The sequence below is a fragment of the Loktanella sp. Alg231-35 genome, from assembly GCF_900143545.1.
GTDB lineage: Bacteria > Pseudomonadota > Alphaproteobacteria > Rhodobacterales > Rhodobacteraceae > Yoonia.
This window is the reverse complement of record NZ_FREV01000004.1, coordinates 355647-377398: the sequence shown is the minus strand read 5'-3', so window position 1 is coordinate 377398 and position 21752 is coordinate 355647. Positions and strand designations below refer to the sequence as shown.

The following is a 21752-nucleotide window of genomic DNA, read 5'->3' as shown; positions in this document are numbered from 1 at the left end:
AGTGATCTGTCTATTGTTCATGAAGTCCGATTTTGTTTGCTGTAAAGCCTGAGGCCTGTATTCTTATGGTTAAACAAATATTCCGCACATGCAACACATGCGGGGAGATGCCAATGTTAGATAGCTACCCTAAGGTGCAACCGGGCCCGCCGAAACCCAGCACGATCATCAAGCCGCAGATTTTTTCGCTGCCGCCCGGAACAGAGCGATATGTTGTGGCGGGGCAGGGCGCCGTCCTGATCCCAATTGAGGCGGGTGATCAGATCACCATTACCAACGATGAGGGCGGTCAACGATGCGAGGTCGTTGCCTGTGATGCCAAGGGAACAGCGGATGCTGGGGTCATCGGAGCCACGGCGGACGGTATTGCCAAGGGGCTTCAGGCGCTTCTGACCGGTGACAACCGGTCCTTGCGCGGCTTGCGGATGGGGTTGGACGCCCGTGGTATTGATCTGGCGCAGGCAGCGGCGGTTCATCTTTTTGAGGCAACAACCCCGGCCAAGACCGAAGCCCGTTTCACCGTTGGCCGCGACGGTGTTGTGATCGTTGCCGCTCCGGGCGGTGCGATGGACTTTGAGACACAAGATACGGCCACCCCCCTGACAGTGACGATCAAACGTGCGGTGCTGAAAACCCACGCACGCTTTGCGCTGCCTGATCCATTGGCGGACCCTACGTCCGATATCCGCGTGCATGCGCAAACCGCAGAGGCATTCTTTGTCAAAGCGGGTGATTACATTCAAATCATCGATGTGGATGGCCGCCAATGTACGGATTTTGAGTGCTTTTCGGCCCGAAAACTGGACAAGGGGATCGAACATGCGCTGGATGTGACGACGACCCGAACGCTAATGGGGCATGCCTATCCAATGCCGGGTCTTCACGCGAAATACTATGATCAGGAAATGGTCCCGCTGGTCGAAGTTGTGCAGGACACCTGCGGGCGTCATGATGCTTTTGCGCTGGCTTGTTCGGCCAAGTATTATGACGACATCGGCTATCTGGGCCACGTGAACTGTTCTGAGAACTTCAATGGGGCATTGTCGGAATTCAATGTCACGGGCCGCCCCGGTTGGATGGCGATCAATTTCTTCTTCAACACCTTCCTGGATGAACATGGCGTGATGTACGCTGATGAACCATGGAGCCGTCCGGGTGATTTCGTCCTGCTACGTGCGCTTACCGACATTGTCTGTGTCTCAAGCGCGTGCCCCGATGACACGACGGCCGCCAATGGTTGGAACCCTACCGATATTCACGTCCGCACCTATAGCGGCAAAGAGACCTTTCAGCGGGCCATCGCGACCCGCGCGACCCCAGATTCGGAGCCGAAAATGACCAAGCAAACCGGTTTCCACGACAGCTTTGCCAAGCACACGCGGAACTTCATTGAATACAACGGCTATTGGCTGGCGAATTGCTATGCCGCTGCCGGCCCGATCGAGGAATACCACGCCTGCCGCGAAAGATGCGTGATCATGGACCTGTCCCCCCTGCGCAAGTTTGAGATCACCGGCCCGGATGCAGAGGCGCTTTGCCAATACGCCTTTACCCGCAACATGAAGACCCTTGCCGTGGGCGGCGTTGTCTATACCGCGATGTGCTATGAACATGGCGGCATGATCGACGACGGCACTGTCTTTCGGCTGGACAAGGATAACTTTCGTTGGATTGGCGGGGCGGACTATGGGGGCGAATGGCTGCGGGAACTGGCAGAGAAACATGGGCTGAAGGTGCTTGTGCGCTCATCAACGGATCAGATGCACAATGTCGCCGTGCAAGGCCCAGAAAGCCGTGATCTGCTGCGTAAACTGGTCTGGACCGCCCCACATAATCCTGAGTTTGACCAGCTGGACTGGTTCCGTTTCACTCCCGCGCGCCTGCGCAACGAAAGTGGCACGCCGTTTGTGGTCAGTCGCACCGGCTATACCGGTGAGCTGGGTTATGAGGTTATGTGCCACCCTAAGGATTGTGCCGAGATCTTTGACGCGATCTGGGAGGCGGGTCAGGATCACGGGCTCAAACCCATGGGGCTAGAGGCGTTGGATATGGTGCGGATCGAAGCAGGGCTGATCTTTGCGGGGTATGACTTCAGCGACCAAACCGACCCGTTTGAAGCTGGCATCGGCTTTACCTGCCCGTTGAAATCCAAGACGGATGATTTTGTGGGCCGCGACGCGCTGATCCGGCGCAAAGAACACCCCATGCGCAAGCTGGTAGGGCTAGAGATTGATGGCAACGTCACCGTGGGTCACGGGGATTGCATTCACATCGGTCGTGCGCAGATTGGCGAGGTCACGTCTTCCATGCGCTCGCCGCTGTTGAAAAAGAACATCGCGCTGGCCCGGATTGACGTGGCCCACGCGGACATAGGCACGGAAGTTGAAATTGGCAAATTGGACGGCCACCAGATGAGGTTGCCCGCCCGGATCGCCGAAACACTTGCGGCATACGATCCCAAGAAACAGCGACCACGCGCATGATCCGCCACGCAATCGCCTTTTCACTAATGGCCAGCGTCGCACAGGCGCAATCAGTCAAGCTGGAGGGTGACGAAATCAGTGTCCTGCTGACGGGCAATACTGCCGTGGGTGTTTGGGGCGGGGCAAGCTATCGCCAGTTCTTTGGTGCGGATGGGGTGACGATTTATGCACAAAATGGCGCACGTTCGACCCGTGGAGAATGGCGTGTTGAGAACGACGAATATCAGAGCATCTGGCCCAATGATACTGATTGGGAAGGCTGGTTCGTGATGGAATATGCAGGCCAATGGTTCTGGGTCAGCAAGACCACACCGCCCACCCCCTTTGACGTGCTCGAAGGGCAGCAATTGGTCGCACAATGACCGCGCTGGACGATATCGGCGGAGAGGGGCGCCTGCATGATCTGGTCGAGACCTTTTATGACCTTGTCGAAACGCTGCCTGAAGGATCAAACCTGCGACGTCTCCATGCGCGCGGACACGGCGTGCCTCATGCCCGTGTTGAGCAATTCAACTTTCTGTCGGGTTTCCTCGGAGGGCGCAGTTATTACAAAGAGAAGCACGGGCATATGGATGTCAAACTGATGCATGCTCATGTGCCGATCCGTCAGGAAGACGCGGAGAATTGGCTGACGTGCATGCAGCGGGCTTTGGATGATGAAGGCCACGCGGGACCGCATATCGACAAACTGCGGCAGGTGTTTCGGCGGGTCGCGCTGATCCTCGTGAATGACGTCGCTGATTGGGAAAGTGATATGGAAAAAATCGAATGATAGGGCGGTTTGGCACCACTTCGGCCCTTATCCTTTGCGCTGGGCTCGCCCACGCGTTTTGCGAAGATATGGACAGGGTTGCCACAGGCGGGGGAATACTGAATTTACCGGGAACAGGCCTGTCAGCCGAATGCACAACATCCTTGATCCTTGGCGGTGGCACGCAGGTCCAATGTGGTTGGCCCTTTGCCTACCGCGCTGATGAGGCAACAGCGGCCTTCGAACGGTTGAATGAGGCGGTCGCGGCATGCCTTGGTCCAACCGCAACGGCAAGCCATGATCAAAGCGTCAATCACCCCGACTTCTATGATCTGCGGCTGTATCAAGCAGAAGGGCAGGAAACGGCCGTGTCACTGAAAGACAAAGCCGCCCTGCGTCAGACTTATGTTTTCCTAAGGACTGCCCGCACGGCCCCCTGATCAGTTTTGCAAATACACCTCAAGACTGTCATCCAGCGCATCCTTCCACGGCGTGTGGTGCTTGGGTGCCATGGTGCCGGTGATGACCGACTTATAGCCATTGTCGCGGAAGGTCATGATCCCGGCCTTCTTATGGCCTTTCCATGCCTTAAACGCCTTGCAGGCCCCTTCGACATCAAAGGTGGGATAGTCAGTTTCGGCGATCAGCTCCTTGATGTAGTCACCCTGATACCAGATCGCGTCATAGTCGTCTTTGCCCGCGTCTTCGCGCGCGACACGGTCAGCAACATCTGCCTTCATCGCGGCTTTGCCGGGCATTGCGATCCGGTCCATGATTACGTCGCGCACCCACCAGGCTTGGGCGTCAAACATGTTGAAGGTGAACCACTGGTCCTGCATGCCGATATAGAAAAGATCGGGCTCATTCACAAAAGCAACACCCTTGTAGAGGTCCGCAGCCGCCAGCCGGTTTGCCGTTTTCAGACGCAGGCTGTCGGGCAAGAAGGGGAAGTGGTGCTTGTATCCGGTACACAGGATCACAGCATCCACATCACGGCTGCTGCCGTCTTTGAAATGCGCGGTATTGCCATCTACTTGGGTCAGCAGCGGCACCTCGGCCCAGTTGTCCGGCCAGTCATAGCCCATCGCAGCCGTGCGGTGGCTGACGGTGATCGACTTTGCGCCGTATTTCCAGCACTGGCTACCGATGTCCTCGGCGGAATAGCTGGTGCCAACAATCAGGATATCCTTATCCTTGAACTCCATCGCGTCACGAAAATCATGGGCGTGCAACACGCGTCCCTTGAAGCTCTCGAACCCATCAAACTGCGGTACATTGGGCGTGCTGAAATGGCCCGAGCAGACGATCACATGGTCGAATTCTTCGGTGTAGGTGTGATCTTCGGGCAGGTTGCAAACTGTGACGCTGAATGTGTCTCCAGCCTTCTCGACCCAACGCACTGCTGTCTCAAACCGGATCCAATCACGCACACCTGCTTTTGCAACGCGCCCCTGGATATAGTCAAAAAGCACTGCACGCGGCGGGTAACTCGCGATTTGCTTGCCGAAATGTTCCTCGAATGAATAGTCGGCGAACTCTAGCCCTTCCTTGGGGCCATTTGACCATAGATAGCGATACATCGAACCGTGCACGGGTTCGCCATATTGATCCAGTCCGGTGCGCCACGTGTAGTTCCACAAGCCGCCCCAATCCGACTGTTTTTCAAAGCAAACAATCTCGGGGATTTCTGCGCCCTTGGCGGCGGCAGATTGAAACGCGCGAAGTTGCGCGAGGCCGGATGGCCCGGCACCAATGACTGCTATGCGCTTGGTCATGTTTTGATCATTCTCCGTTTGCGTGAATGTTTCGGTGAAGGGCTGTGCCCATCAGATATCCAGCGTGTTTGCCTTTTCCCAATCCGAGAAGTGACCGCAAAAATCGTTCCATTCCTGCATTTTCATCTTCAGGTAGGCGGCGGAAAACTCATCGCCCATTGCAGCTTTCAGGCCCTTGTCTTTGTCATATTCGCGCAAGGCATCCAGCATGTTCAGCGGCAACTTTGGTGCACCTTTGACCTTGTGACCTTCGGCATACATATCGATGTCGTGGCGTTTGCCGGGGTCCGCCTTAGAGCGGATGCCGGACAGACCCGCCGCGATGATCACCGCCTGCAACAGATAAGGGTTTGCGGCACCGTCGGGCAGGCGCAGTTCAAAGCGGCCCGGACCGGGAACGCGCACCATATGTGTGCGGTTGTTACCTGTCCAAGTCACCGTGTTGGGTGCCCAAGTGGCACCAGACGTGGTGCGTGGCGCGTTGATGCGCTTGTAGCTGTTTACGGTTGGGTTGGTGATCGCCGCCAAGGCACTGGCGTGTTTCATGATGCCGCCAAGGAAGTGCTTGCCACGCTCCGACAGCCCCAATTCACCGGTTTGTCCTTCACCTGCACCTGCAAAAACATTGGTTTTGGCCTTGTCGCCCGGTGCGTCCCAAACCGAGATATGTGCGTGGCATCCGTTTCCAGTGAGGCCCTCAATCGGCTTGGGCATAAACGTCGCGCGGAAGCCGTGCTTTTCAGCGACGCATTTGGCCATGAATTTGAAGAAACTATGTTTGTCAGCGGTCCTGAGCGCGTCGTCAAAGTCCCAGTTCATCTCCCACTGGCCATTCGCGTCCTCGTGGTCGTTCTGGTACGGGTTCCAGCCCAGTTCCAGCATGTGATCACTGATTTCGCGGATCACATCCAGACGCCGCATGAAGGCCTGCTGATCATAGCAGGGTTTAGCTGCGGTATCGTAAGGGTCGCTGATCTGGTCGCCTTCGGGCGTTAACAAAAAGAACTCTGCCTCGATCCCGGTTTTGACGTGCATGCCTTCTGCGGCGGCTTCGTCAATCAGACGACAAAGCACGTTGCGGGGGGCTTGTTCCACCGGTTGGTCTTCCATGACGCAGTTGGCGGGAACCCAAGCAATTTCCTTGTTCCACGGTAGGATGATCACGGCTTCGGGGTCAGGAACGGCCAGCATATCGGGGTGTGCCGGTGTCAGGTCCAGCCATGTGGCGAACCCAGCAAACCCAGCGCCGTCTTCCTGCATATCCGCAATTGCGCGCGCGGGGACCAGTTTGGCCCGTTGTCCACCGAACAGATCGGTGAAGGAAATCATGAAGTATTTGACGCCATTGTCCTTGGCGAATTTTGCAAGATCAGTTGCCATTTTGTGTTTCCCTGTCTTTGGAAAGAATGGGGCGCGATCTGTAAACAGCCGCGCCCTCGTTTTCGATTAATATGATGTGTTTGGCTTGCCGGGGTACCAATCGGTGCCCGCCAGCGGGACCTTGGCCATTGCAGCGGCTTCCATCGTCAGCGCCACCAAATCCTCTGGTTCCAGATTGTGCAGGTGGTTCTTGCCGCAGGCCCGCGCGATGGTCTGGGCCTCAAGCGTCATCACCTTGAGGTAGTTGCGCAGGCGACGCCCCCCTTCGATAGGGTCGAACCGCTTCATCAGTTCTGGGTCCTGTGTGGTGATCCCGGCGGGGTCTTGGCCTTCGTGCCAGTCATCATAGGCGCCCGCCGTGGTGCCCAGTTCATTGTACTCGGCCTCCCACTTTGGATCATTGTCACCCAATGCGATCAGTGCCGCCGTACCAATAGCAACAGCGTCGGCACCCAATGCCATAGCTTTGGCGACATCGGCGCCAGAGCGGATACCACCAGATAGGATCAACTGCACCTTGCGGTGCATCCCGAGGTCTTGCAGTGCTTGAACCGCAGGACGCACGATGGCGAGGGTTGGCTGGCCTACGTGTTCAATGAAGACGTCTTGCGTTGCGGCTGTACCGCCTTGCATACCGTCAAGCACGACTGCATCCGCGCCAGCCTTGATGGCCAATGTCGTGTCATAGTAAGGGCGTGCGCCTGCGACCTTGACGTAAATTGGCACTTTCCAGCCTGTAATCTCGCGCAGTTCGAGGATCTTGATTTCCAGATCATCCGGGCCGGTCCAATCCGGGTGACGACACGCGGAACGTTGGTCTATCCCTTTAGGCAGATTGCGCATCTCGGCAACGCGGTCGCTGATCTTTTGGCCCAACAACATGCCACCGCCGCCTGGTTTCGCGCCCTGACCAACCACGATTTCGATGGCGTCGGCCTTGCGCAGATCATCAGGGTTCATGCCATAGCGTGACGGCAGGTATTGATAGACCAGCTTGTCAGAATGCCCGCGTTCTTCGGGTGTCATGCCGCCGTCGCCAGTGGTCGTCGAGGTGCCCGCAGCAGATGCGCCGCGCCCCAAGGCCTCTTTCGCAGGGCCGGACAGCGCACCGAAAGACATGCCTGCAATAGTGATCGGGATATCCAGTTCAATCGGGTTTTCGGCGTGCAGCCCGCCGATGGTCACAGACGTTTCACATTTCTCACGATAGCCTTCGAGGGGGTAGCGGGAAATGGACGCACCCATAAACAGCAGATCGTCAAAGGATGGGACTTTGCGCTTTGCCCCACCGCCGCGAATGTCATAAATGCCTGTGGCTGCCGCACGGCGAATGTCGCTGTTGATATCTTGGGTAAACGTGGCTGACTGCCGTGGCGTTGTGTGCGGGATACCCTTTGGGTCGTGTTTGTTCATGGGTGGTATCCTTAGTAAGCGCCGGCGTTATCGACGTCGAAGTTGTAAAGGTTGCGGGCAGAGCCGTAGCGCGTGAATTCCGATGGATCGGCGTCTATGCCTGCCTCATCCAGCAACCCCTTGAGGATCTCGATGTGCTCGGCACGCATTTCTTTCTTTTCGCAATCGGCGCCCAGTGATTTTACTGTGCCGCGCACAAAAAACCGTGCCTCATAGCAACTGTCGCCCAAGGCATCGCCTGCATCACCGCAAACAACCAGATTGCCGGATTGACCCATGAATGCGGACATGTGCCCAACACTGCCTTGCACGACGATGTTGACGCCCTTCATTGAAATGCCGCAGCGCGATGATGCGTTGCCCTTCACCACGATCAGCCCACCGTGACCGGTCGCACCCAGATACTGGCTTGCGTCGCCTTCGATGATGATTTTGCCCGACATGATGTTTTCACCTGTGCCGGGGCCAGCAGAGCCGTGAATGTTCACCGTCGCCTGCTGGTTCATCCCGGCACAGTAGTAGCCGGTTGAACCCTTCACCGTCACTTCGATGGGTGCGTCCAACCCGCATGCAATCGCGTGTGCGCCCTTGGGGTTCACGATTTCCCACGCGGTCTGATTGGTGGTGTCGGCTTGCGCATGCAACGTCTTGTTCATTTCGCGCAGGCCGATGTCTTGAAGGTCGATTGTTTGCATGTATCAGGCGGCCTTTTCGTTCGATGTTGGGGCTGCGTTGTGGCTCCAGAAATAGACAGTTGCGGGTTCGGGTTCCCAAACGCGCGCATCTTCGATGCCCGGCAGGTCAACAAGCGCCCGGTATTCCGAGCCAAAGGCCACATATTGATCGGTTTCGGCCATCACCGCCGGCTTGCAGGCAATCGGGTCGCGCACAACGCCAAAACCGTCTTTGGTACCGACAACAAAGGTAAAGAACCCATCAAGGTCATCAAGGCTGCTTTCCAGAGCCTCACCAAGCGTCGCCCCGTTCTGCATCTGCCACGTCAGATAGGCAGCGCCCACTTCGGTGTCATTCTCGGTTTCGATGTGAATCCCCTCGCGGCGCAGCTTGCGGCGCAACGAATTGTGGTTGGAGAGCGATCCGTTATGTACAAGGCACTGGTCATCGCCCGTATTAAAGGGGTGGGCACCCATAGTCGTCACCGCTGATTCAGTGGCCATACGCGTGTGGCCAATCCCGTGCGTGCCGGACATTTTAGAAATATCAAAGCGTTCTGCCACATCCTTGGGCAGGCCCACTTCTTTGTAGATTTCAAGCGTGTCGCCACGGCTCATCAGGCGAATGTTGGGGTTGATGTTGTGTAAAGCTGTGCGCACCTGCGCCGTTGACCGGGCCGGAATATCAAGGATCGCATGGGTGCTTTTCACTGACATCTTGACCTTGCCACCGATGGCATTGCTTAGCGCTTGGTCCAGTCCGGGAAATGCAGCATCAGGGTCAGCGGCCTGCACCGTCATCTTGCTGCGGCCTTTCCATTCATCACCATAAATAGCAATCCCGGCACTGTCTGGGCCGCGATCCGTCATGGTGATCAGCATAGCTGTCAGCAGCTCACCCAGCTGAGGTTCAAGTGATTTGTCCTTGAGGAATAACCCAACAATTCCGCACATCTGCGCTGTCCTTTCAGGGGTGGAGCTCTATTGATTCGAAGGCTAACAGCTAAGCACTACACCCTCAACCATGAGGAATAAAAATTTCCCCTAGGTAATATCGGGCGGCCCAGTTTTCTGGCCGCCCGGATCGTACTTTAGTAGCGTTCCAGCATCTTTTCGATCTTGTCCCGCTCGCCCATTTGGCGCGCCTCTTCAAGGTGCTTGCCTTCGCGCACGAATTGAATCCGGTGCCAGCCGAGCCAGAAGGCAACACCAATGATCGTCATCGCGACTTCCCAACCCTGGAAAGGGTAGACGGCACCAACATCAGCGAGGTCAACCGCCCAGCTTTCATATCCAATAGTAGACATTTGTTATCTTCCTTTCGTTAGGATTTGGCCGCGAGGGCGGCCCTGTCAGCGTCGATGATCTGCGCTTTTGCATCTTCGTAGGCGTGATGCTCGGCGTAATCGAGACCTTGCAATTCGACCTCTTCCGGGATGCGCAGCACACCGGCTTTGGCTTGCAGTTTCGAGACCACAAAACCGGGCAGGAAACCCAATACAAAGAACATGATCACAGCACCAAGGAACTGACCAAGAGGGTTGATTGTCGCATAGCCTTCGAAAGGCGAGCTTGGGACACCCCAAAGGACAAAGCCTGAGATAACCAAACCGACAAAGCCCGCATAACCATGCACCGCAACAGCGCCAACTGCGTCATCCAGCTTGAAGCGGCGTTCGACCCAGTAGTGCAACTTGTAGACAATCACGACACCAACAGCGCCAATGATCATGGCTTGAATTGGGTGGTACAGGTCATTGCCGGCAGAGGCCGTAATGATCCCGGCCAAACCGCCAGAGAATGTCCAGAACGCATCACCCTTCGACACCACATACGCTGCCATCAGGCCACCTGACAGTGACATAAGGAAGTTGAACGTGATCGCGGACAATGAGGTCGGCGCGAGATAGATGTTTGTTGCTGTCCAGGTTGTCCCTGTGATCTGACCACCGATCGCCTCTGGCGAAATCGCAGGCACGTTGCACGCGGCATAAAAGCCCCAGAAACCGGTGTAGATCAGGAAAATCCCGATTGTCAGCAACCATGGATTATGCGGAGGAATGTCGCGCGGCGTACCGTCTTTGGCAAACTTACCGATACGCGGCCCCAGAACCATGAGCACACCCAAGGCATAACCGCCCGCAATGGCGTGGATCACACCAGAGGCATAAGCATCGTGGTAGCCAAGTTTCTGCACCATCCAACCGGCATAGTGCCAGCCCCAAGCTGCATCGATGATCCAAAAGACCGAACCGATCAGAACAGCGTGAACCCAAAGCGCGGACGAACGGATACGTTCAATCACTGATCCAGAAACGATGGATGCGGCCGTCCACGAGAATAGCAGGAACGCGGCCCAGAACACACCTGTGATGCGATCCCCCAGGTTTGTGCCCATATTCTCAGACCACGGCAGATTCGCCGCACCACTTTCAAGATCCAGCGAACCGCCGAAAATCCAGAAATTTGGAAATGCCCAGTAGATCCACCAGCCAAAGAAGAAGAATGTGACCGTCACCAAAGGGATGATCATGATGTTCTTCATCAAGGTATGCATGTGATTCCGAGCACGGCTAGCGCCAACTTCATACATGCAGAACCCCACATGAATCAGGAACATGAAAACAACCGTGACCCAGTAATAAAACTCGGTAAATACGGTCGTTAGAGCGTTTAGATTTCCATCCACTTTACAGTCTCCCCTGTTGATGGTGGTGGCAATTTTTGCCTACCAGTAATAATTTTTTCCTCAAAGATCACACTGAATTGGGCCGATCTGTCAATAGTCGGTATGCTCTCGGCGCTGCTGGGGCCCGCCGAGAACCCAAATTCCGGTTGCCTGACAGGAAACTTTTTTGACTAACAGTCTTGCTTTTGGAGACCACCTGAGTCTCAATTAGGAAAACCAAAAATCATGACTGGGAGAGACCAATGGCCATTCTTTGGAGATCGTCGGCACTTGCACATCGCCACGCCGAAATCGGGGGTGAACTCGAAGACTGGAACGGGATGGGCACGGCGTGGTTCTACGATCATACGCCCGAGCGTGCCAAAGCCGATTATGAGGCGATCCGCACCAAGGCGGGCCTCATGGATGTCTCTGGTCTCAAGAAGGTCCATGTTGTCGGCGCAGACGCGGCCTATGTCATTGACCGTGTGACAACCCGGAACGTCGAAAAAATCGCCCCCGGCCGATCAACATATGCCTCAATCCTGAATGATCGCGGGTTGTTTATTGATGACTGCATTATCTACCACCTCGCCGTGAACTCATGGATGGTCGTGCATGGTACCGGCACGGGGATGGAGCAGTTGGCGTCTGTTGCGGCGGGCAAGAACTGCGAAATCCTGTTTGACGACGATCTGCACGATATGTCCTTGCAGGGGCCTGTTTCCGTTGATCTCTTGGCCAAAGAAATCCCCGCTATCCGGGATCTGGCTTACTTTGGCCTTATGCAGACGCGCCTCTATGGTCGTGATGTCATGATCTCGCGCACCGGCTACACCGGTGAGCGTGGATACGAGATATTCTGCCGTGCAAAAGATGCCACGCATCTCTGGGACAGCATTCTAGAAGCGGGCAAAGGTATGGGCGTCCGCCCAGTCCAGTTCAGCACGCTCGATATGCTGCGCATCGAAAGCTACTTGCTGTTCTATCCCGGTGACAATTCCGAAACCTTCCCATTCGATGATGAACCCTGCGGTGACACTCTGTGGGAGCTTGGTCTGGAGTTCACCGTGTCCCCTGGCAAGGAAGGTTTTGTCGGCGCCGAAAACCACTATGCCATGCAGGGCAAGGAGCGCTTTAAGATTTACGGCGTGCAGTTGTCTGACAGCATGGATCAGATGGAGATGGGCGCGCGCGTGTTGCGTGACGGCAAAGACATTGGCGTCATCACCTACGGACTGTCGTCCGAGTTGAACAACTACAGCGTCGCGATTGCGCGGATTGCACCGGATGCGGCCAAGCCGGGCACCAAGCTGACGGTCAAGCAACCAGACGGTACGGAACTGGCCGCAACCGCGGAAGAAATGCCATTCTACGACAAAGACAAATCGATTCGCGCTGCAAAGGGCTGATCGGATCGGGCGCGCAGGGCACTGCGCGCCTTTTTCATTCCAAAGGACTGATATGTCTAAATTCACGTTTCCACAAAGCATTCGAAGTCGCCCGGTCTATGGCACTCTCGAACAACGCGATGGCGCCGCACATCTGCTGATCGCAGATGCCGAAGGTGCCGAGGCCATTCTGGATGTCGCCACGCCTGCCATGATGGCAAAGGCCCACATCGTCTATATTCCCAAAGGGGCGGCGTTTGAGGACAAGCTGCGTGGCCTCAACGCCGCATCTTTCTATGCGGGTCCGTCATACGGTGCGGCAGAGCAGCGTATCCACAAGGCGCTGGCTGATGCCAAGATGGGATTGCAGGTCTATCTTGCAGGTACGGAAGGTCTGATGGGGCAGGCGCAGAATGCCGCCATGCAGGCGGGTATTCCCCATACGGCAATCCAGACAGAGCATCGCGGATCAACGGCACGCCGGATTCAATGCGTGCATTGCAAAGGGATCACTGAAGATGTCGAAACCGACCCGTTTGTCTGCGCGCATTGCGGGTTGAACCTGTTTGTGCGGGATCACTATTCACGTAGGTTGGCCGCCTATCAAGGTGTCTGCATCGACGCCGAAGACCCTGGCAACGTGCCCGAACCAAAGGGGATTTACGAATGAGCGGCGCAGAAAAAATTGCCGTCAAAGTGACGGATATTGTCCCCCTGAATGAGCTGGTGACGCGCTTCAAGTTCGCGCGTGTTGATGGTGGTCGATTACCAACCTTTTCGGGTGGCGCACACACCGTGGTTGAGATGCGGGACGGAGATATCACTCGCCTGAATCCCTATTCGCTGATGTCTGATCCGATGGATCAATCGGCCTATACCATTTCTGTACGCCGTGATGATGAAGGGCGCGGAGGGTCACTCTTTATGCATCAACGGGTGAAGGTTGGGGATGAGATGACCATCTCTTACCCGGTCAATCTGTTCAGCCTTGATTTGCGCGCGAAAAAGCACCTGTTTCTGGCCGGAGGCATCGGGATCACGCCGTTTCTGGCGCAGATCAAACAGTTAGAGCGGTTCAATGGCAATTGGGAACTCCACTATGCCTGCCGCACTGAAAGCCTTGGGTCTTACGTGGATGAGCTGACAAACCATCACCCGAACGAGACGCACATCTACTACGATGATCAGAACGATAAGATTGATCTGGTCAACTTGCTGGACGGGCAACCTTTGGGCACCCACGTATATGTCTGCGGCCCCAAGGGCATGATTGAGTGGGTGCGCGGTACCGCAACTGCCGAAGGTTGGCCACGTGAGGCGGTACATTATGAAGAATTCCTTGCCCCGCAGCCGGGTAAGCCGTTTGAGGTGAAACTGGCCGTCTCGAACAAGGTTATTCAGGTTGGTGAGACCGAAAGTCTGCTGGAAGCGATAGAGCGCGCAGGTGTGGACGCGCCTTACCTCTGTCGTGGTGGCGCTTGCGGGCAGTGCGAGACGCGGGTGATCGACTACACTGGCAACTTCATCCACCGCGATCACTGGCTTGATGATGATGAACACGCAAACGGCGAAAAGATCATGCCCTGCGTCAGCCGCTTTGAAGGCAAAACACTGGTATTGGACCGCTGATATGACCATTCAATTCAACGACGAAACATTCCGCGACGATTACTCCTTTTTCAACTCCGACAGGGCAATCAAGCGCTTTCCATTTCCGTTCCATGAAGACAGCTACATGTACTCGGTCAACATGGAGCAACACCGGGGCGGCCCTGTAGACAGCGTCTATGAAAAACGCTTCGACGTCGATGAACACTATGTGGCCGAGATGCGTGACCGGGCGATGGTGCTGGCCGACGACCCGCTGCGCTGCCAGTCCTTGCCACATATGACGCTTGCGGGTTGGGACCTGCTGGAGCTGATCATGGTCAGTAAGTCCGAGGACTATCCAGATCTGTTCGAACTGCACCGCGACGGAAACAACTGGCGCTGGGTGAACAAGCCGCTGGGCATCGACGACAGCTTTGTGTTTCTGGATGAAACCACGCTGCCTTACGGCCCGATGGAGTATATCACTCGGCAGGCTCAGGGCGATTTCTGCGTGCTGGATCAGCGCGATGATAACCTTTGGATGGACGCGGGCATGGTGACCACGCAGGCCGATTGGTCGCTGGATTTTGACATCGGAATGAACTTCTTTGAGTGGCACGCGCCAGTGCCGCTGGCCCATGAAAAGGGCATCTTTGTGCGCGCGCTCAAGTTCCTGCTGAACATTCAACAGGGCGCGCCCGCGCGACGCCTTAACTGGACAATGACGGTGAACCCGCTTTTGGATACCAGCCCCGAGAATTACCACAAATGGGGCATCCAAAAGACGACGCTGACGCCCGAAAATATCGGCGCAAAACAGCATTTGAGGGTCGAGTTGCAGACCTTCTTCCGTCTGCCACGCTCTAACGCGCTGGTCTTTCCGATCCGCTGCTATCTTTGCAGTTTTCAGGACCTGATGACCGCGCCAAAATGGGGGCGGCGCCTGCACCGGGTGATCCGTGATCTGCCCGAGGAATTGGCGACCTACAAAGGGTTCATCGACAACCGGCCGATGATGCTCGATTATCTGTCAAAGTTCGATGACGGGCTGCCCACAAGTGATGGAATTTGGCCTGATCTTGAGACCGAACCAGCACTGAAGACCTAAATGAAAATGCCTTGTGTGATCCGGTTCCGCTTGGTCACGCAGGTCTTACTCGCCATCTTTTGCCTTCTTGTGTCGCCTGCACAGGCGCAGCAGTGTCGCTTGGCCCTTGTTCTTGCACTTGATGTGTCAGGTTCTGTGAACGAGGCCGAATATAACCAACAGATCACCGGATTGGTCGCAGCGTTAAGTGATCCTGACGTCCGGTCGCTGATCCTGTTCAGCACGGATGCGCCGGTGTCGCTGGCAATCTATGAGTGGAGTTCGCGCAACCATCAATATGTCATCCAACCTTGGATTTCGCTGGACGGGCCGGGTGCGCTGGATCGGGCAATCACACGCATTCGTTCGCATCAAAAGGTCCGGGCCGGGCTGCGGACGGCCATGGGAACGGCATTGGAGTTTGGCGCCGCAATGCTGGCGCAGCAATCGCATTGTTGGCAGCACACGATTGACGTTTCTGGCGACGGGAAAAACAACATTGGTGTTACGCCGCAAGAACTTTATCGCGCGCCGGTCTTTGCTGGCATTACAGTAAATGCGCTCGTCGTTGGCAACCCGAACAACACCTCAAGCGAGGGCACAAGCCTCACTCCGCAATCATTGAAGGACTACTACGAGACTGAGGTGATCCATGGACCCGAAGCCTTTGCCATGATCGCCTATGGTTATGGCGACTACGCCCGCGCGATGCGGCGCAAATTGCTGCGCGAACTGTCGTTCCCGGTTCTGGGACGGATGGTTGATTAACCGTCCTGCGGGTAGGAGATGACCGAGATATAGCGCGCAGGCAGTTTAACCAGCACCTCTGGTCCATGTGGTGCGTCGGCATCGAAAAACAGCGTGTCACCCGGTTTGAGCGGATAGACACCTTCGCCATGGCGGTAGTCAACTTCGCCCTCAAGCATATATATCGTTTCGATCCCGCCGTGCTGGAACGTCGGGAAGACATCTGATTTTTCTGAAAGGGTGATTAGATAGGGTTCAACGATGACCCCACTGGCGTTTGATCCGATATGCCCAAGAAGATTGTATTGATGGTTGGCACGGGTGCCGTCCCGTTGCAGCTCAACCCCTTCACCGGCTTTGGTGTGAACGGCCATTCTGTCTTCTTCGAAGCCGCGAAAGAAAGAGGTCAGCGGTACGGACAACGCGTTCGACAGGGTCTGCAGCGTCGTCAAAGACGGGGACGTGTTGCCGTTCTCGATTTTCGAGAGCATGCCGATGGACAGGCCGGTCATCGCCGAAAGTTCGGCAACTGTTATTTCCTGTTTGCGGCGATAGGCGCGCACTTCGCGGCCGATTGCAACTTCGAGCACTTTTTCACGGTGTTCACGAACGCGATGCGGGTCTTGTTGAAGAGGTGTGGCAGACATTAGGGGATCCGGCTTTTCAATGGTCATTCACTTACTGCTCTGCTCCGGTCATACAATGACTCAATTGAAGATTTTCGCTTGTCCTTGTCTAGAATACCACATTTGTTTCCTGCTAGGATAATTTTATGACCTTGAATAAAAATATCCAGATAGGCTTTCTAATCTTTCCGGGATTCCCGATGGCCTGCCTGACCTCGATGATCGAACCCCTGCGCGCCGCAAACGAAATTGCGGGCGCCGAGACGTTTTCGTGGAAGCTGGTGTCAGAAGATGGCGAACGGGTCGAAGCCAGCGCCAAGGTCTGGTTTGAACCCGACTTGCGGCTGGAAGACTGCGAAAAACTGGACCAGCTTTTCCTGCTCAGCGGGCCATCATCCCGTTTTGAAGATCCGGTGACCTCCGAAGGTCGGTTGCGCAAGTTTGCACGGCACGGTGTGACCATGGGGGCGATTAGCGGCGGCATTTTCCCTTTGGCGCGCAGCGGCCTTTTGTCTGGCTACACCACATCAGTACATTGGTGCTACGAGGCCGCCTTTGCCGCTGAATTTCCCCGCCTCAAACCCACCGAAGATGTGATCATGATCGACCGCAATCGGCTGACCGCGTCGGGTGCGGCTGCGGCGTTTGATCTGTCACTTCTGTTGATCGAAGAGAACCTTGGATCAGATGTGGCGACCGAGGTCGCCTGCTGGTTCCAGCACCCTCTGGTGCGCGGGCAGGGGGTCACGCAACGCAAACCGACCTTTGCCACCGAAAGCACACATGACATGCTGCCAGCCATTGTGCGGCAGGCCGTTGATATCTTTGCCGATCACATCGAGGACCCTATCAATATCTCGGATGTGGCCGATCAGGTCGGCGTCTCCGTGCGCCAGCTGGAACGCATGTTTCACAAGACAACGGGCAACACGCCCGGCGGCTACTACAAATCCCTGCGGATGCACAAAGCCCGCCAGCTTTTGCTATATAGCAAGGACAGCATGACCCAGATCGCCTTCGCTGTGGGTTATGCAAACGCGCCGACGCTGTGTAAGAAATACATCGACGTCTTTGGCATCCATCCTTCCGAGGACCGCAAGAAGATCAACATGTTCCGTGTGCGGGACAATACGATTGTGCCATCTGCTTAGGCGGCTTTCGCAGACGGGTTACACTTACGAAAAAGCGCGCCACCGGGTTGGGTGACGCGCTTGCAGTGCAACAACTTCACTATCGCGGGTTAGTTGACCGATTTTGCCTCAACGAGGTTCGCATCAGTCTTACCAGCAGCTGCAATCTCGATTTTGCGCGGCTTGAGCGCTTCGGGCACTTCGCGGGTCAGATCAATGTTCAACATGCCGTTTTCATGCGTCGCCCCTGTGACGCGCACATGGTCGGCCAAATGAAAGCGCCGCTCAAACGCGCGGGTGGCGATGCCACGGTGCAGGTAGTTGCGCTCGGCCTCATCAGAGGCCTTGCGCCCCGTGATCAAAAGCGCACGATCCTTGACCTCAATCGCGAGGTCATCATCAGAAAAACCGGCAACAGCGATAGAGATACGCCATGCGTCTTCCTCGGTCTTTTCGATGTTATATGGGGGGTATGTGTTCTGGCCGACGTCGCTGGCAAGCGCACGATCCATCAGATCGGCGATCTGGTCAAAACCAACGGTGGCACGGTAGAGGGGGGTCAGATCAAATGCACGCATTTGGGTCATCCTTTCAGTAAGCGATAACGATGTTATTGCCTTCCCATAAGGGACAGGCGATTTGCGCCGAAACCCATCATTGGCATCCCGACACAGCTTATGTGGGAACCCGTTTTTCGGCTTTCAAGAGGTTAATTAGATCAGGGACGGACGAACTTCGCGCCGGTTTCATTGCGTTCCGTACTATTGATCAGCCGCTGAGTGCCACCCGGTCTGGCGGGGCCAAGGGTGGCAAAATGGGCCAGCAGCGCATTCAACGGACCCGCCAATGACGTCCCGAGCGAAACCTTCTGCCCGTTCACCTGCGCCATCGCAGACACAACAGATGCGATCCGGGTTTCCCCATCCTGCACCATAAAGACCGGTGATCCGCTTGAGCCATATTCCACATCGCAAGTCATCACGATCACACCGGTCTGGCGTCCCAGAACATTGCAGACCTCTTGCAGGCTTGGCGTGTCTGCGCGCCCGCGCCCATAGGACACGACGCCCACTGCATCACCCGTAATGGGGCGTTGTGCTATCAGGAATGGCCGGATGCGTGTCGTACGGATCGGCTGATCCAGTTCCAGTACGGCGATATCCATGGCAACCTCGGCTGCATCTGACGCCCCGCCGCCAAAGTTGTATTCAGGATGTGCGATGGCTCTGGCCACGTTACGTGTCGCCTGCGAGCGCCCATCACGCAGCCCTGCGAGAAATTCAAAACGGTCTGGTGCAATCAGGCTGCCGTCATTGTCATAAAGGCAATGGGCTGCCGTCAGGATCAGCCTTTCGCGGATCAGTGCCGCTGTGCAAAACCCTTTACCCCGGATGTCGAGCCGGCCAACGGCTTCCCAGCCTTGGCTATCCTGCCGTGTCTCAAGCGTGACCAGCCCGCTTTCCTGCGCATGCAGGGCGGAGGCCGCAAGAAGGAATACTGAGATCAGGAACCGAAGCATGAATCACCTTGAAGCACGAGCGATCAGCCTGCGAAAGACTTGCGGCAGGATTATGTCATCAACGCAGGATCGGGATCTGCGGTTCGCGCTTGCCCGGTGCTGTCAATGCGGGCGGCTGTGGTCCGCCCGTCGCCCAATCAAGCAGTTCAACCGTATGCACAATGGGCACATCTGTGCCCCCGCCAATCTGCATCATGCATCCGATGTTGCCTGCCGAGATGATATCAGGGGTCAGCGCCTCAAGTGTCTGGACTTTGCGGTCCTTCAGTTGCTTGGAAATCTCCGGCTGCATCAGGTTGTAGGTGCCAGCTGACCCGCAACACAGATGGCTGTCCGCTGGCTCCAAAACCGTGAACCCGGCCTTCTTGAGCAAATCCTTGGGAAAGGTCTTGATCTGCTGACCATGCTGCAAGGAACAGGCAGCGTGATAGGCCACTTTGGTGTTTTTGTCCGCGCCCTCGGGCATGTCCAGCTTCATCAGGATTTCCGAGACATCCATGGCGATGGCGGACACGCGCGCAGCATCCGCCGCCAGCGGATCATTGCGGAACATATGGCCATAATCTTTTACTGTTGTGCCGCAGCCAGAGGTATTGATCACAATCGCGTCCAGCCCGCCGTTGTCAATTTCCCTGGCCCATGCCTTGATGTTCTTGGCCGCTGTCGCGTGGCTTTCGGTTTCCTTGCCCATGTGGTGGGTCAGCGCCCCACAGCACCCTGCACCTTCGGCCACAACCACCTCTGCCCCTAAACGGGTCAACAGGCGGATGGTTGCGTCATTGATATCGGTGTTCAGCGCCTTTTGGGCGCAACCAGTCATCAGGGCCACGCGCATCTTTTTGTCGCGCGCGGGAAAGGTCTGCGGATCGTCGTTGCAGCTAACCGGCGGAATGGTTTTTGGGGCCATCTCTAACATTGCGCGCAGACGCGCATCCGGCATCAATCGCGCAAACGGGCGCCCGATCTTGGCCGCAAGCAGGGCAATCCGAAACCGCATGGGGTAAGGCAGGATGCTTGCAAGGATCCAGCGCAAAGCGCGATCCGACAAAGGGCGATCATAGTTCTTTTCAATGTATGCGCGGGCATGATCAACAAGATGCATGTAATGCACACCAGAAGGGCAGGTCGTCATGCAGGCCAGACAGGACAGGCAACGGTCGATGTGCTTAACGGTCTTTTCGTCCGGCTTACGCTCATTCTCAAGCATATCCTTGATCAGATAGATGCGGCCACGCGGACTGTCGAGTTCATCCCCGAGGACCTGATATGTAGGGCAAGTGGCGGTGCAAAAACCGCAATGTACGCAGTTGCGCAGGATGTCGTTGGAGCGGGCGATATTGGGATCGGTCAGCTGTTCTGGCGTGAATGTCGTCTGCATCAGGTCATGATCCCAGGATTAAGAATGCCACGAGGGTCGAATTTGGCGCGCAGGCCCTTGGTCAGTGTCGCAAGGGCGGGGGGCTCTGGCTGGAAGACAGGCACGTCAGCGATGCCACGGATCAACGTGGCATGGCCATCAAAAGGCCCAATCGCGCCGCGCAGGTCATGACCTGCATCGGCCAACGCCCAGATCAGGCCGCCACCCCAGTCGTATTGCACGGCGTTTGCGCTCATCCGGGCGGCAATGGCGGCTGCCTCCGATGGTTTAACGGAAACCCGCCAGACATCTCCGGGCTGATCGGCAAATGCCGCGGCATCGCGGACCCATTTCCAGCCCTCGGCAGAGCCGGGGCCTTCGGTCGCGCCAACGGCAATCTCAGCGTCGCCGTAGCCATTGAGGAGGTCACGCAGTTTTTGGGCACGGTATGTCACCGAAGCCTCAAACCCCTCGACCCGGATCATGGTCAGCGGTTCACCAAATTTGCTCTTGGGGAAATGCGCGGCACCTGTGGCTTCAAATGGCGACCCAAGTGCTGTGGACAGTGCTGCAATCGCCCTATCATCAGGCAAACCATGCAACATGACCGTGCCCATGGTTTCGACATCCGGCAGCACCTTCAAGGACACCTCGGTCAGCACTCCTAGCGTGCCGTAAGCGCCTGTCATCAGTTTGACCAGATCATAGCCGGTCACGTTTTTCATCACCCGGCCACCGTTCTTGATGATCGTGCCAGCGCCATCAACACGGCGCACGCCCAACATGAAATCACGACACGCCCCAACAGCAATGCGGCGTGGGCCAGAGACATTGGCCGCGGCCATACCGCCGAGCGTGGGTTCGCCCGTCGTGCCCAAAAGGGGGCGATGGTCCATCGGTTCAAACGCAAGGCGCTGGTTTTCCTTGGCAAGCGTCTTTTCAATATCAGACAACGGCGTACCGGCGCCTGCGACAATTGTCAGCGCACCGGGTTCATACAGGCTGATCCCGCTCAGGCTTGACGTGCGTAACTCTTCGCCTGTCGTCCGCCCGATAGGACGCGTACCACCACCTTTGATCCGCAGGGGGCCATTGGCCGCTGCAATCATCTCGGCCAGTTCTGCTTCGGTCTTGGGCGTCATGTCCGTCTTCTTTTGTTCA

At 56.3% G+C, this 21752-nt stretch carries 22 protein-coding genes; 10 read left to right on the top strand and 12 right to left on the bottom strand.

Annotated elements, in window-relative coordinates; genetic code table 11:
- The first annotated feature begins 113 nt into the window (after positions 1-113).
- From DHN10_RS11775 to DHN10_RS11760, 4 genes are read left to right on the top strand one after another with little or no spacing between them, the layout of a single operon-like run.
- The gene (locus DHN10_RS11775; protein WP_108815711.1) at positions 114-2483 is read left to right on the top strand and encodes a DUF1989 domain-containing protein; all 2370 of its coding nucleotides are present in this window, start codon (positions 114-116) and stop codon (positions 2481-2483) included.
- Positions 2480-2845 (top strand): hypothetical protein, encoded by a 366-nt coding sequence (locus tag DHN10_RS11770; protein WP_108815507.1) that lies wholly within the window; start codon positions 2480-2482, stop codon positions 2843-2845. Before DHN10_RS11775 ends, DHN10_RS11770 begins: the two co-directional genes overlap by 4 nt.
- Positions 2842-3255 carry a group II truncated hemoglobin gene (locus DHN10_RS11765; protein WP_108815506.1) on the top strand — a complete coding sequence of 138 codons (414 nt, stop codon included), beginning with the start codon at positions 2842-2844 and terminating at the stop codon, positions 3253-3255. The genes DHN10_RS11770 and DHN10_RS11765 overlap by 4 nt, the downstream gene beginning before the upstream one ends.
- The gene (locus tag DHN10_RS11760; RefSeq protein WP_108815505.1) at positions 3252-3674 is read left to right on the top strand and encodes a hypothetical protein; all 423 of its coding nucleotides are present in this window, start codon (positions 3252-3254) and stop codon (positions 3672-3674) included. Before DHN10_RS11765 ends, DHN10_RS11760 begins: the two co-directional genes overlap by 4 nt.
- Here the strand turns inward: DHN10_RS11760 and DHN10_RS11755 are convergent, their stop codons facing one another.
- The 7 genes from DHN10_RS11755 to DHN10_RS11725 form a co-directional block, all read right to left on the bottom strand.
- Entirely contained in the window at positions 3675-5009 is a 1335-nt protein-coding gene (locus DHN10_RS11755; RefSeq protein WP_108815504.1) for an NAD(P)-binding domain-containing protein, read from the bottom strand. It lies immediately after the preceding gene.
- Between the two features lie 51 nt (positions 5010-5060).
- Positions 5061-6389: a type III glutamate--ammonia ligase gene (gene glnT, locus DHN10_RS11750; RefSeq protein ID WP_108815503.1), complete on the bottom strand. Its 1329-nt coding sequence runs from the start codon at positions 6387-6389 to the stop codon at positions 5061-5063.
- Positions 6390-6455: 66 nt separating this feature from the next.
- The gene (locus DHN10_RS11745) at positions 6456-7802 is read right to left on the bottom strand and encodes an FMN-binding glutamate synthase family protein (RefSeq protein ID WP_108815502.1); all 1347 of its coding nucleotides are present in this window, start codon (positions 7800-7802) and stop codon (positions 6456-6458) included.
- An 11-nt stretch (positions 7803-7813) separates the two neighbouring features.
- Positions 7814-8497 (bottom strand): GXGXG domain-containing protein, encoded by a 684-nt coding sequence (locus DHN10_RS11740; protein ID WP_108815501.1) that lies wholly within the window; start codon positions 8495-8497, stop codon positions 7814-7816.
- A 3-nt stretch (positions 8498-8500) separates the two neighbouring features.
- The gene (locus DHN10_RS11735) at positions 8501-9430 is read right to left on the bottom strand and encodes a class II glutamine amidotransferase (RefSeq protein WP_108815500.1); all 930 of its coding nucleotides are present in this window, start codon (positions 9428-9430) and stop codon (positions 8501-8503) included.
- 137 nt (positions 9431-9567) lie between these two features.
- The gene (locus DHN10_RS11730) at positions 9568-9783 is read right to left on the bottom strand and encodes a hypothetical protein (RefSeq protein WP_108815499.1); all 216 of its coding nucleotides are present in this window, start codon (positions 9781-9783) and stop codon (positions 9568-9570) included.
- 17 nt (positions 9784-9800) lie between these two features.
- The gene (locus DHN10_RS11725) at positions 9801-11165 is read right to left on the bottom strand and encodes an ammonium transporter (protein ID WP_108815498.1); all 1365 of its coding nucleotides are present in this window, start codon (positions 11163-11165) and stop codon (positions 9801-9803) included.
- A gap of 242 nt (positions 11166-11407) precedes the next feature.
- Between DHN10_RS11725 and DHN10_RS11720 the strand changes: the two genes are divergently transcribed.
- The 5 genes from DHN10_RS11720 to DHN10_RS11700 are packed head-to-tail and all read left to right on the top strand — an operon-like array spanning position 11408 to position 15980.
- A complete protein-coding gene (locus DHN10_RS11720) occupies positions 11408-12556 on the top strand; it encodes an aminomethyltransferase family protein (RefSeq protein WP_108815497.1) in 1149 nt (382 codons plus the stop codon).
- Between the two features lie 52 nt (positions 12557-12608).
- Positions 12609-13205, top strand: coding sequence for a dimethylamine monooxygenase subunit DmmA family protein (locus tag DHN10_RS11715; protein ID WP_108815496.1), 597 nt, complete (start codon positions 12609-12611; stop codon positions 13203-13205).
- Positions 13202-14164 carry a PDR/VanB family oxidoreductase gene (locus DHN10_RS11710; protein WP_108815495.1) on the top strand — a complete coding sequence of 321 codons (963 nt, stop codon included), beginning with the start codon at positions 13202-13204 and terminating at the stop codon, positions 14162-14164. Before DHN10_RS11715 ends, DHN10_RS11710 begins: the two co-directional genes overlap by 4 nt.
- Position 14165: 1 nt before the next feature.
- Positions 14166-15233, top strand: a complete 1068-nt coding sequence (locus DHN10_RS11705; protein WP_108815494.1) for a heme-dependent oxidative N-demethylase family protein — start codon at positions 14166-14168, stop codon at positions 15231-15233.
- Positions 15234-15980 carry a DUF1194 domain-containing protein gene (locus DHN10_RS11700; RefSeq protein WP_108815493.1) on the top strand — a complete coding sequence of 249 codons (747 nt, stop codon included), beginning with the start codon at positions 15234-15236 and terminating at the stop codon, positions 15978-15980.
- Here the strand turns inward: DHN10_RS11700 and DHN10_RS11695 are convergent.
- The gene (locus DHN10_RS11695) at positions 15977-16606 is read right to left on the bottom strand and encodes a helix-turn-helix domain-containing protein (protein WP_108815492.1); all 630 of its coding nucleotides are present in this window, start codon (positions 16604-16606) and stop codon (positions 15977-15979) included. The two genes, DHN10_RS11700 and DHN10_RS11695, sit on opposite strands and share 4 nt — an antisense overlap.
- Positions 16607-16731: 125 nt before the next feature.
- Between DHN10_RS11695 and DHN10_RS11690 the strand changes: the two genes are divergently transcribed.
- Positions 16732-17736, top strand: coding sequence for a GlxA family transcriptional regulator (locus DHN10_RS11690; RefSeq protein WP_199910666.1), 1005 nt, complete (start codon positions 16732-16734; stop codon positions 17734-17736).
- An 89-nt stretch (positions 17737-17825) separates the two neighbouring features.
- Here DHN10_RS11690 and DHN10_RS11685 read toward each other — a convergent pair whose 3' ends face one another.
- The 4 genes from DHN10_RS11685 to DHN10_RS11670 all read right to left on the bottom strand — a co-directional run bounded on the left by DHN10_RS11685 (position 17826) and on the right by DHN10_RS11670 (position 21733).
- Positions 17826-18293, bottom strand: a complete 468-nt coding sequence (locus DHN10_RS11685; RefSeq protein WP_108815491.1) for an Hsp20 family protein — start codon at positions 18291-18293, stop codon at positions 17826-17828.
- Positions 18294-18433: 140 nt separating this feature from the next.
- Positions 18434-19234, bottom strand: coding sequence for a trypsin-like serine peptidase (locus DHN10_RS11680; protein ID WP_108815490.1), 801 nt, complete (start codon positions 19232-19234; stop codon positions 18434-18436).
- Positions 19235-19292: 58 nt separating this feature from the next.
- Positions 19293-20612 (bottom strand): glycolate oxidase subunit GlcF, encoded by a 1320-nt coding sequence (glcF, locus tag DHN10_RS11675; RefSeq protein ID WP_108815489.1) that lies wholly within the window; start codon positions 20610-20612, stop codon positions 19293-19295.
- On the bottom strand, positions 20612-21733 hold the full coding sequence (locus DHN10_RS11670; protein ID WP_108815488.1) for an FAD-binding protein: 1122 nt from the start codon (positions 21731-21733) through the stop codon (positions 20612-20614). Before DHN10_RS11670 ends, glcF begins: the two co-directional genes overlap by 1 nt.
- Positions 21734-21752 lie beyond the last annotated feature (19 nt).

Coding starts and splice junctions, on each gene's coding strand:
- DHN10_RS11775 (WP_108815711.1), top strand. CDS start 114: ATGTTAGATAGCTACCCTAAGGTGCAACCGGGCCCGCCGAAACCCAGC.
- DHN10_RS11770 (WP_108815507.1), top strand. CDS start 2,480: ATGATCCGCCACGCAATCGCCTTTTCACTAATGGCCAGCGTCGCACAG.
- DHN10_RS11765 (WP_108815506.1), top strand. CDS start 2,842: ATGACCGCGCTGGACGATATCGGCGGAGAGGGGCGCCTGCATGATCTG.
- DHN10_RS11760 (WP_108815505.1), top strand. CDS start 3,252: ATGATAGGGCGGTTTGGCACCACTTCGGCCCTTATCCTTTGCGCTGGG.
- DHN10_RS11755 (WP_108815504.1), bottom strand. CDS start 5,009: ATGACCAAGCGCATAGCAGTCATTGGTGCCGGGCCATCCGGCCTCGCG.
- glnT (WP_108815503.1), bottom strand. CDS start 6,389: ATGGCAACTGATCTTGCAAAATTCGCCAAGGACAATGGCGTCAAATAC.
- DHN10_RS11745 (WP_108815502.1), bottom strand. CDS start 7,802: ATGAACAAACACGACCCAAAGGGTATCCCGCACACAACGCCACGGCAG.
- DHN10_RS11740 (WP_108815501.1), bottom strand. CDS start 8,497: ATGCAAACAATCGACCTTCAAGACATCGGCCTGCGCGAAATGAACAAG.
- DHN10_RS11735 (WP_108815500.1), bottom strand. CDS start 9,430: ATGTGCGGAATTGTTGGGTTATTCCTCAAGGACAAATCACTTGAACCT.
- DHN10_RS11730 (WP_108815499.1), bottom strand. CDS start 9,783: ATGTCTACTATTGGATATGAAAGCTGGGCGGTTGACCTCGCTGATGTT.
- DHN10_RS11720 (WP_108815497.1), top strand. CDS start 11,408: ATGGCCATTCTTTGGAGATCGTCGGCACTTGCACATCGCCACGCCGAA.
- DHN10_RS11715 (WP_108815496.1), top strand. CDS start 12,609: ATGTCTAAATTCACGTTTCCACAAAGCATTCGAAGTCGCCCGGTCTAT.
- DHN10_RS11710 (WP_108815495.1), top strand. CDS start 13,202: ATGAGCGGCGCAGAAAAAATTGCCGTCAAAGTGACGGATATTGTCCCC.
- DHN10_RS11705 (WP_108815494.1), top strand. CDS start 14,166: ATGACCATTCAATTCAACGACGAAACATTCCGCGACGATTACTCCTTT.
- DHN10_RS11700 (WP_108815493.1), top strand. CDS start 15,234: ATGAAAATGCCTTGTGTGATCCGGTTCCGCTTGGTCACGCAGGTCTTA.
- DHN10_RS11695 (WP_108815492.1), bottom strand. CDS start 16,606: ATGTCTGCCACACCTCTTCAACAAGACCCGCATCGCGTTCGTGAACAC.
- DHN10_RS11690 (WP_199910666.1), top strand. CDS start 16,732: ATGACCTTGAATAAAAATATCCAGATAGGCTTTCTAATCTTTCCGGGA.
- DHN10_RS11685 (WP_108815491.1), bottom strand. CDS start 18,293: ATGCGTGCATTTGATCTGACCCCCCTCTACCGTGCCACCGTTGGTTTT.
- DHN10_RS11680 (WP_108815490.1), bottom strand. CDS start 19,234: ATGCTTCGGTTCCTGATCTCAGTATTCCTTCTTGCGGCCTCCGCCCTG.
- glcF (WP_108815489.1), bottom strand. CDS start 20,612: ATGCAGACGACATTCACGCCAGAACAGCTGACCGATCCCAATATCGCC.
- DHN10_RS11670 (WP_108815488.1), bottom strand. CDS start 21,733: ATGACGCCCAAGACCGAAGCAGAACTGGCCGAGATGATTGCAGCGGCC.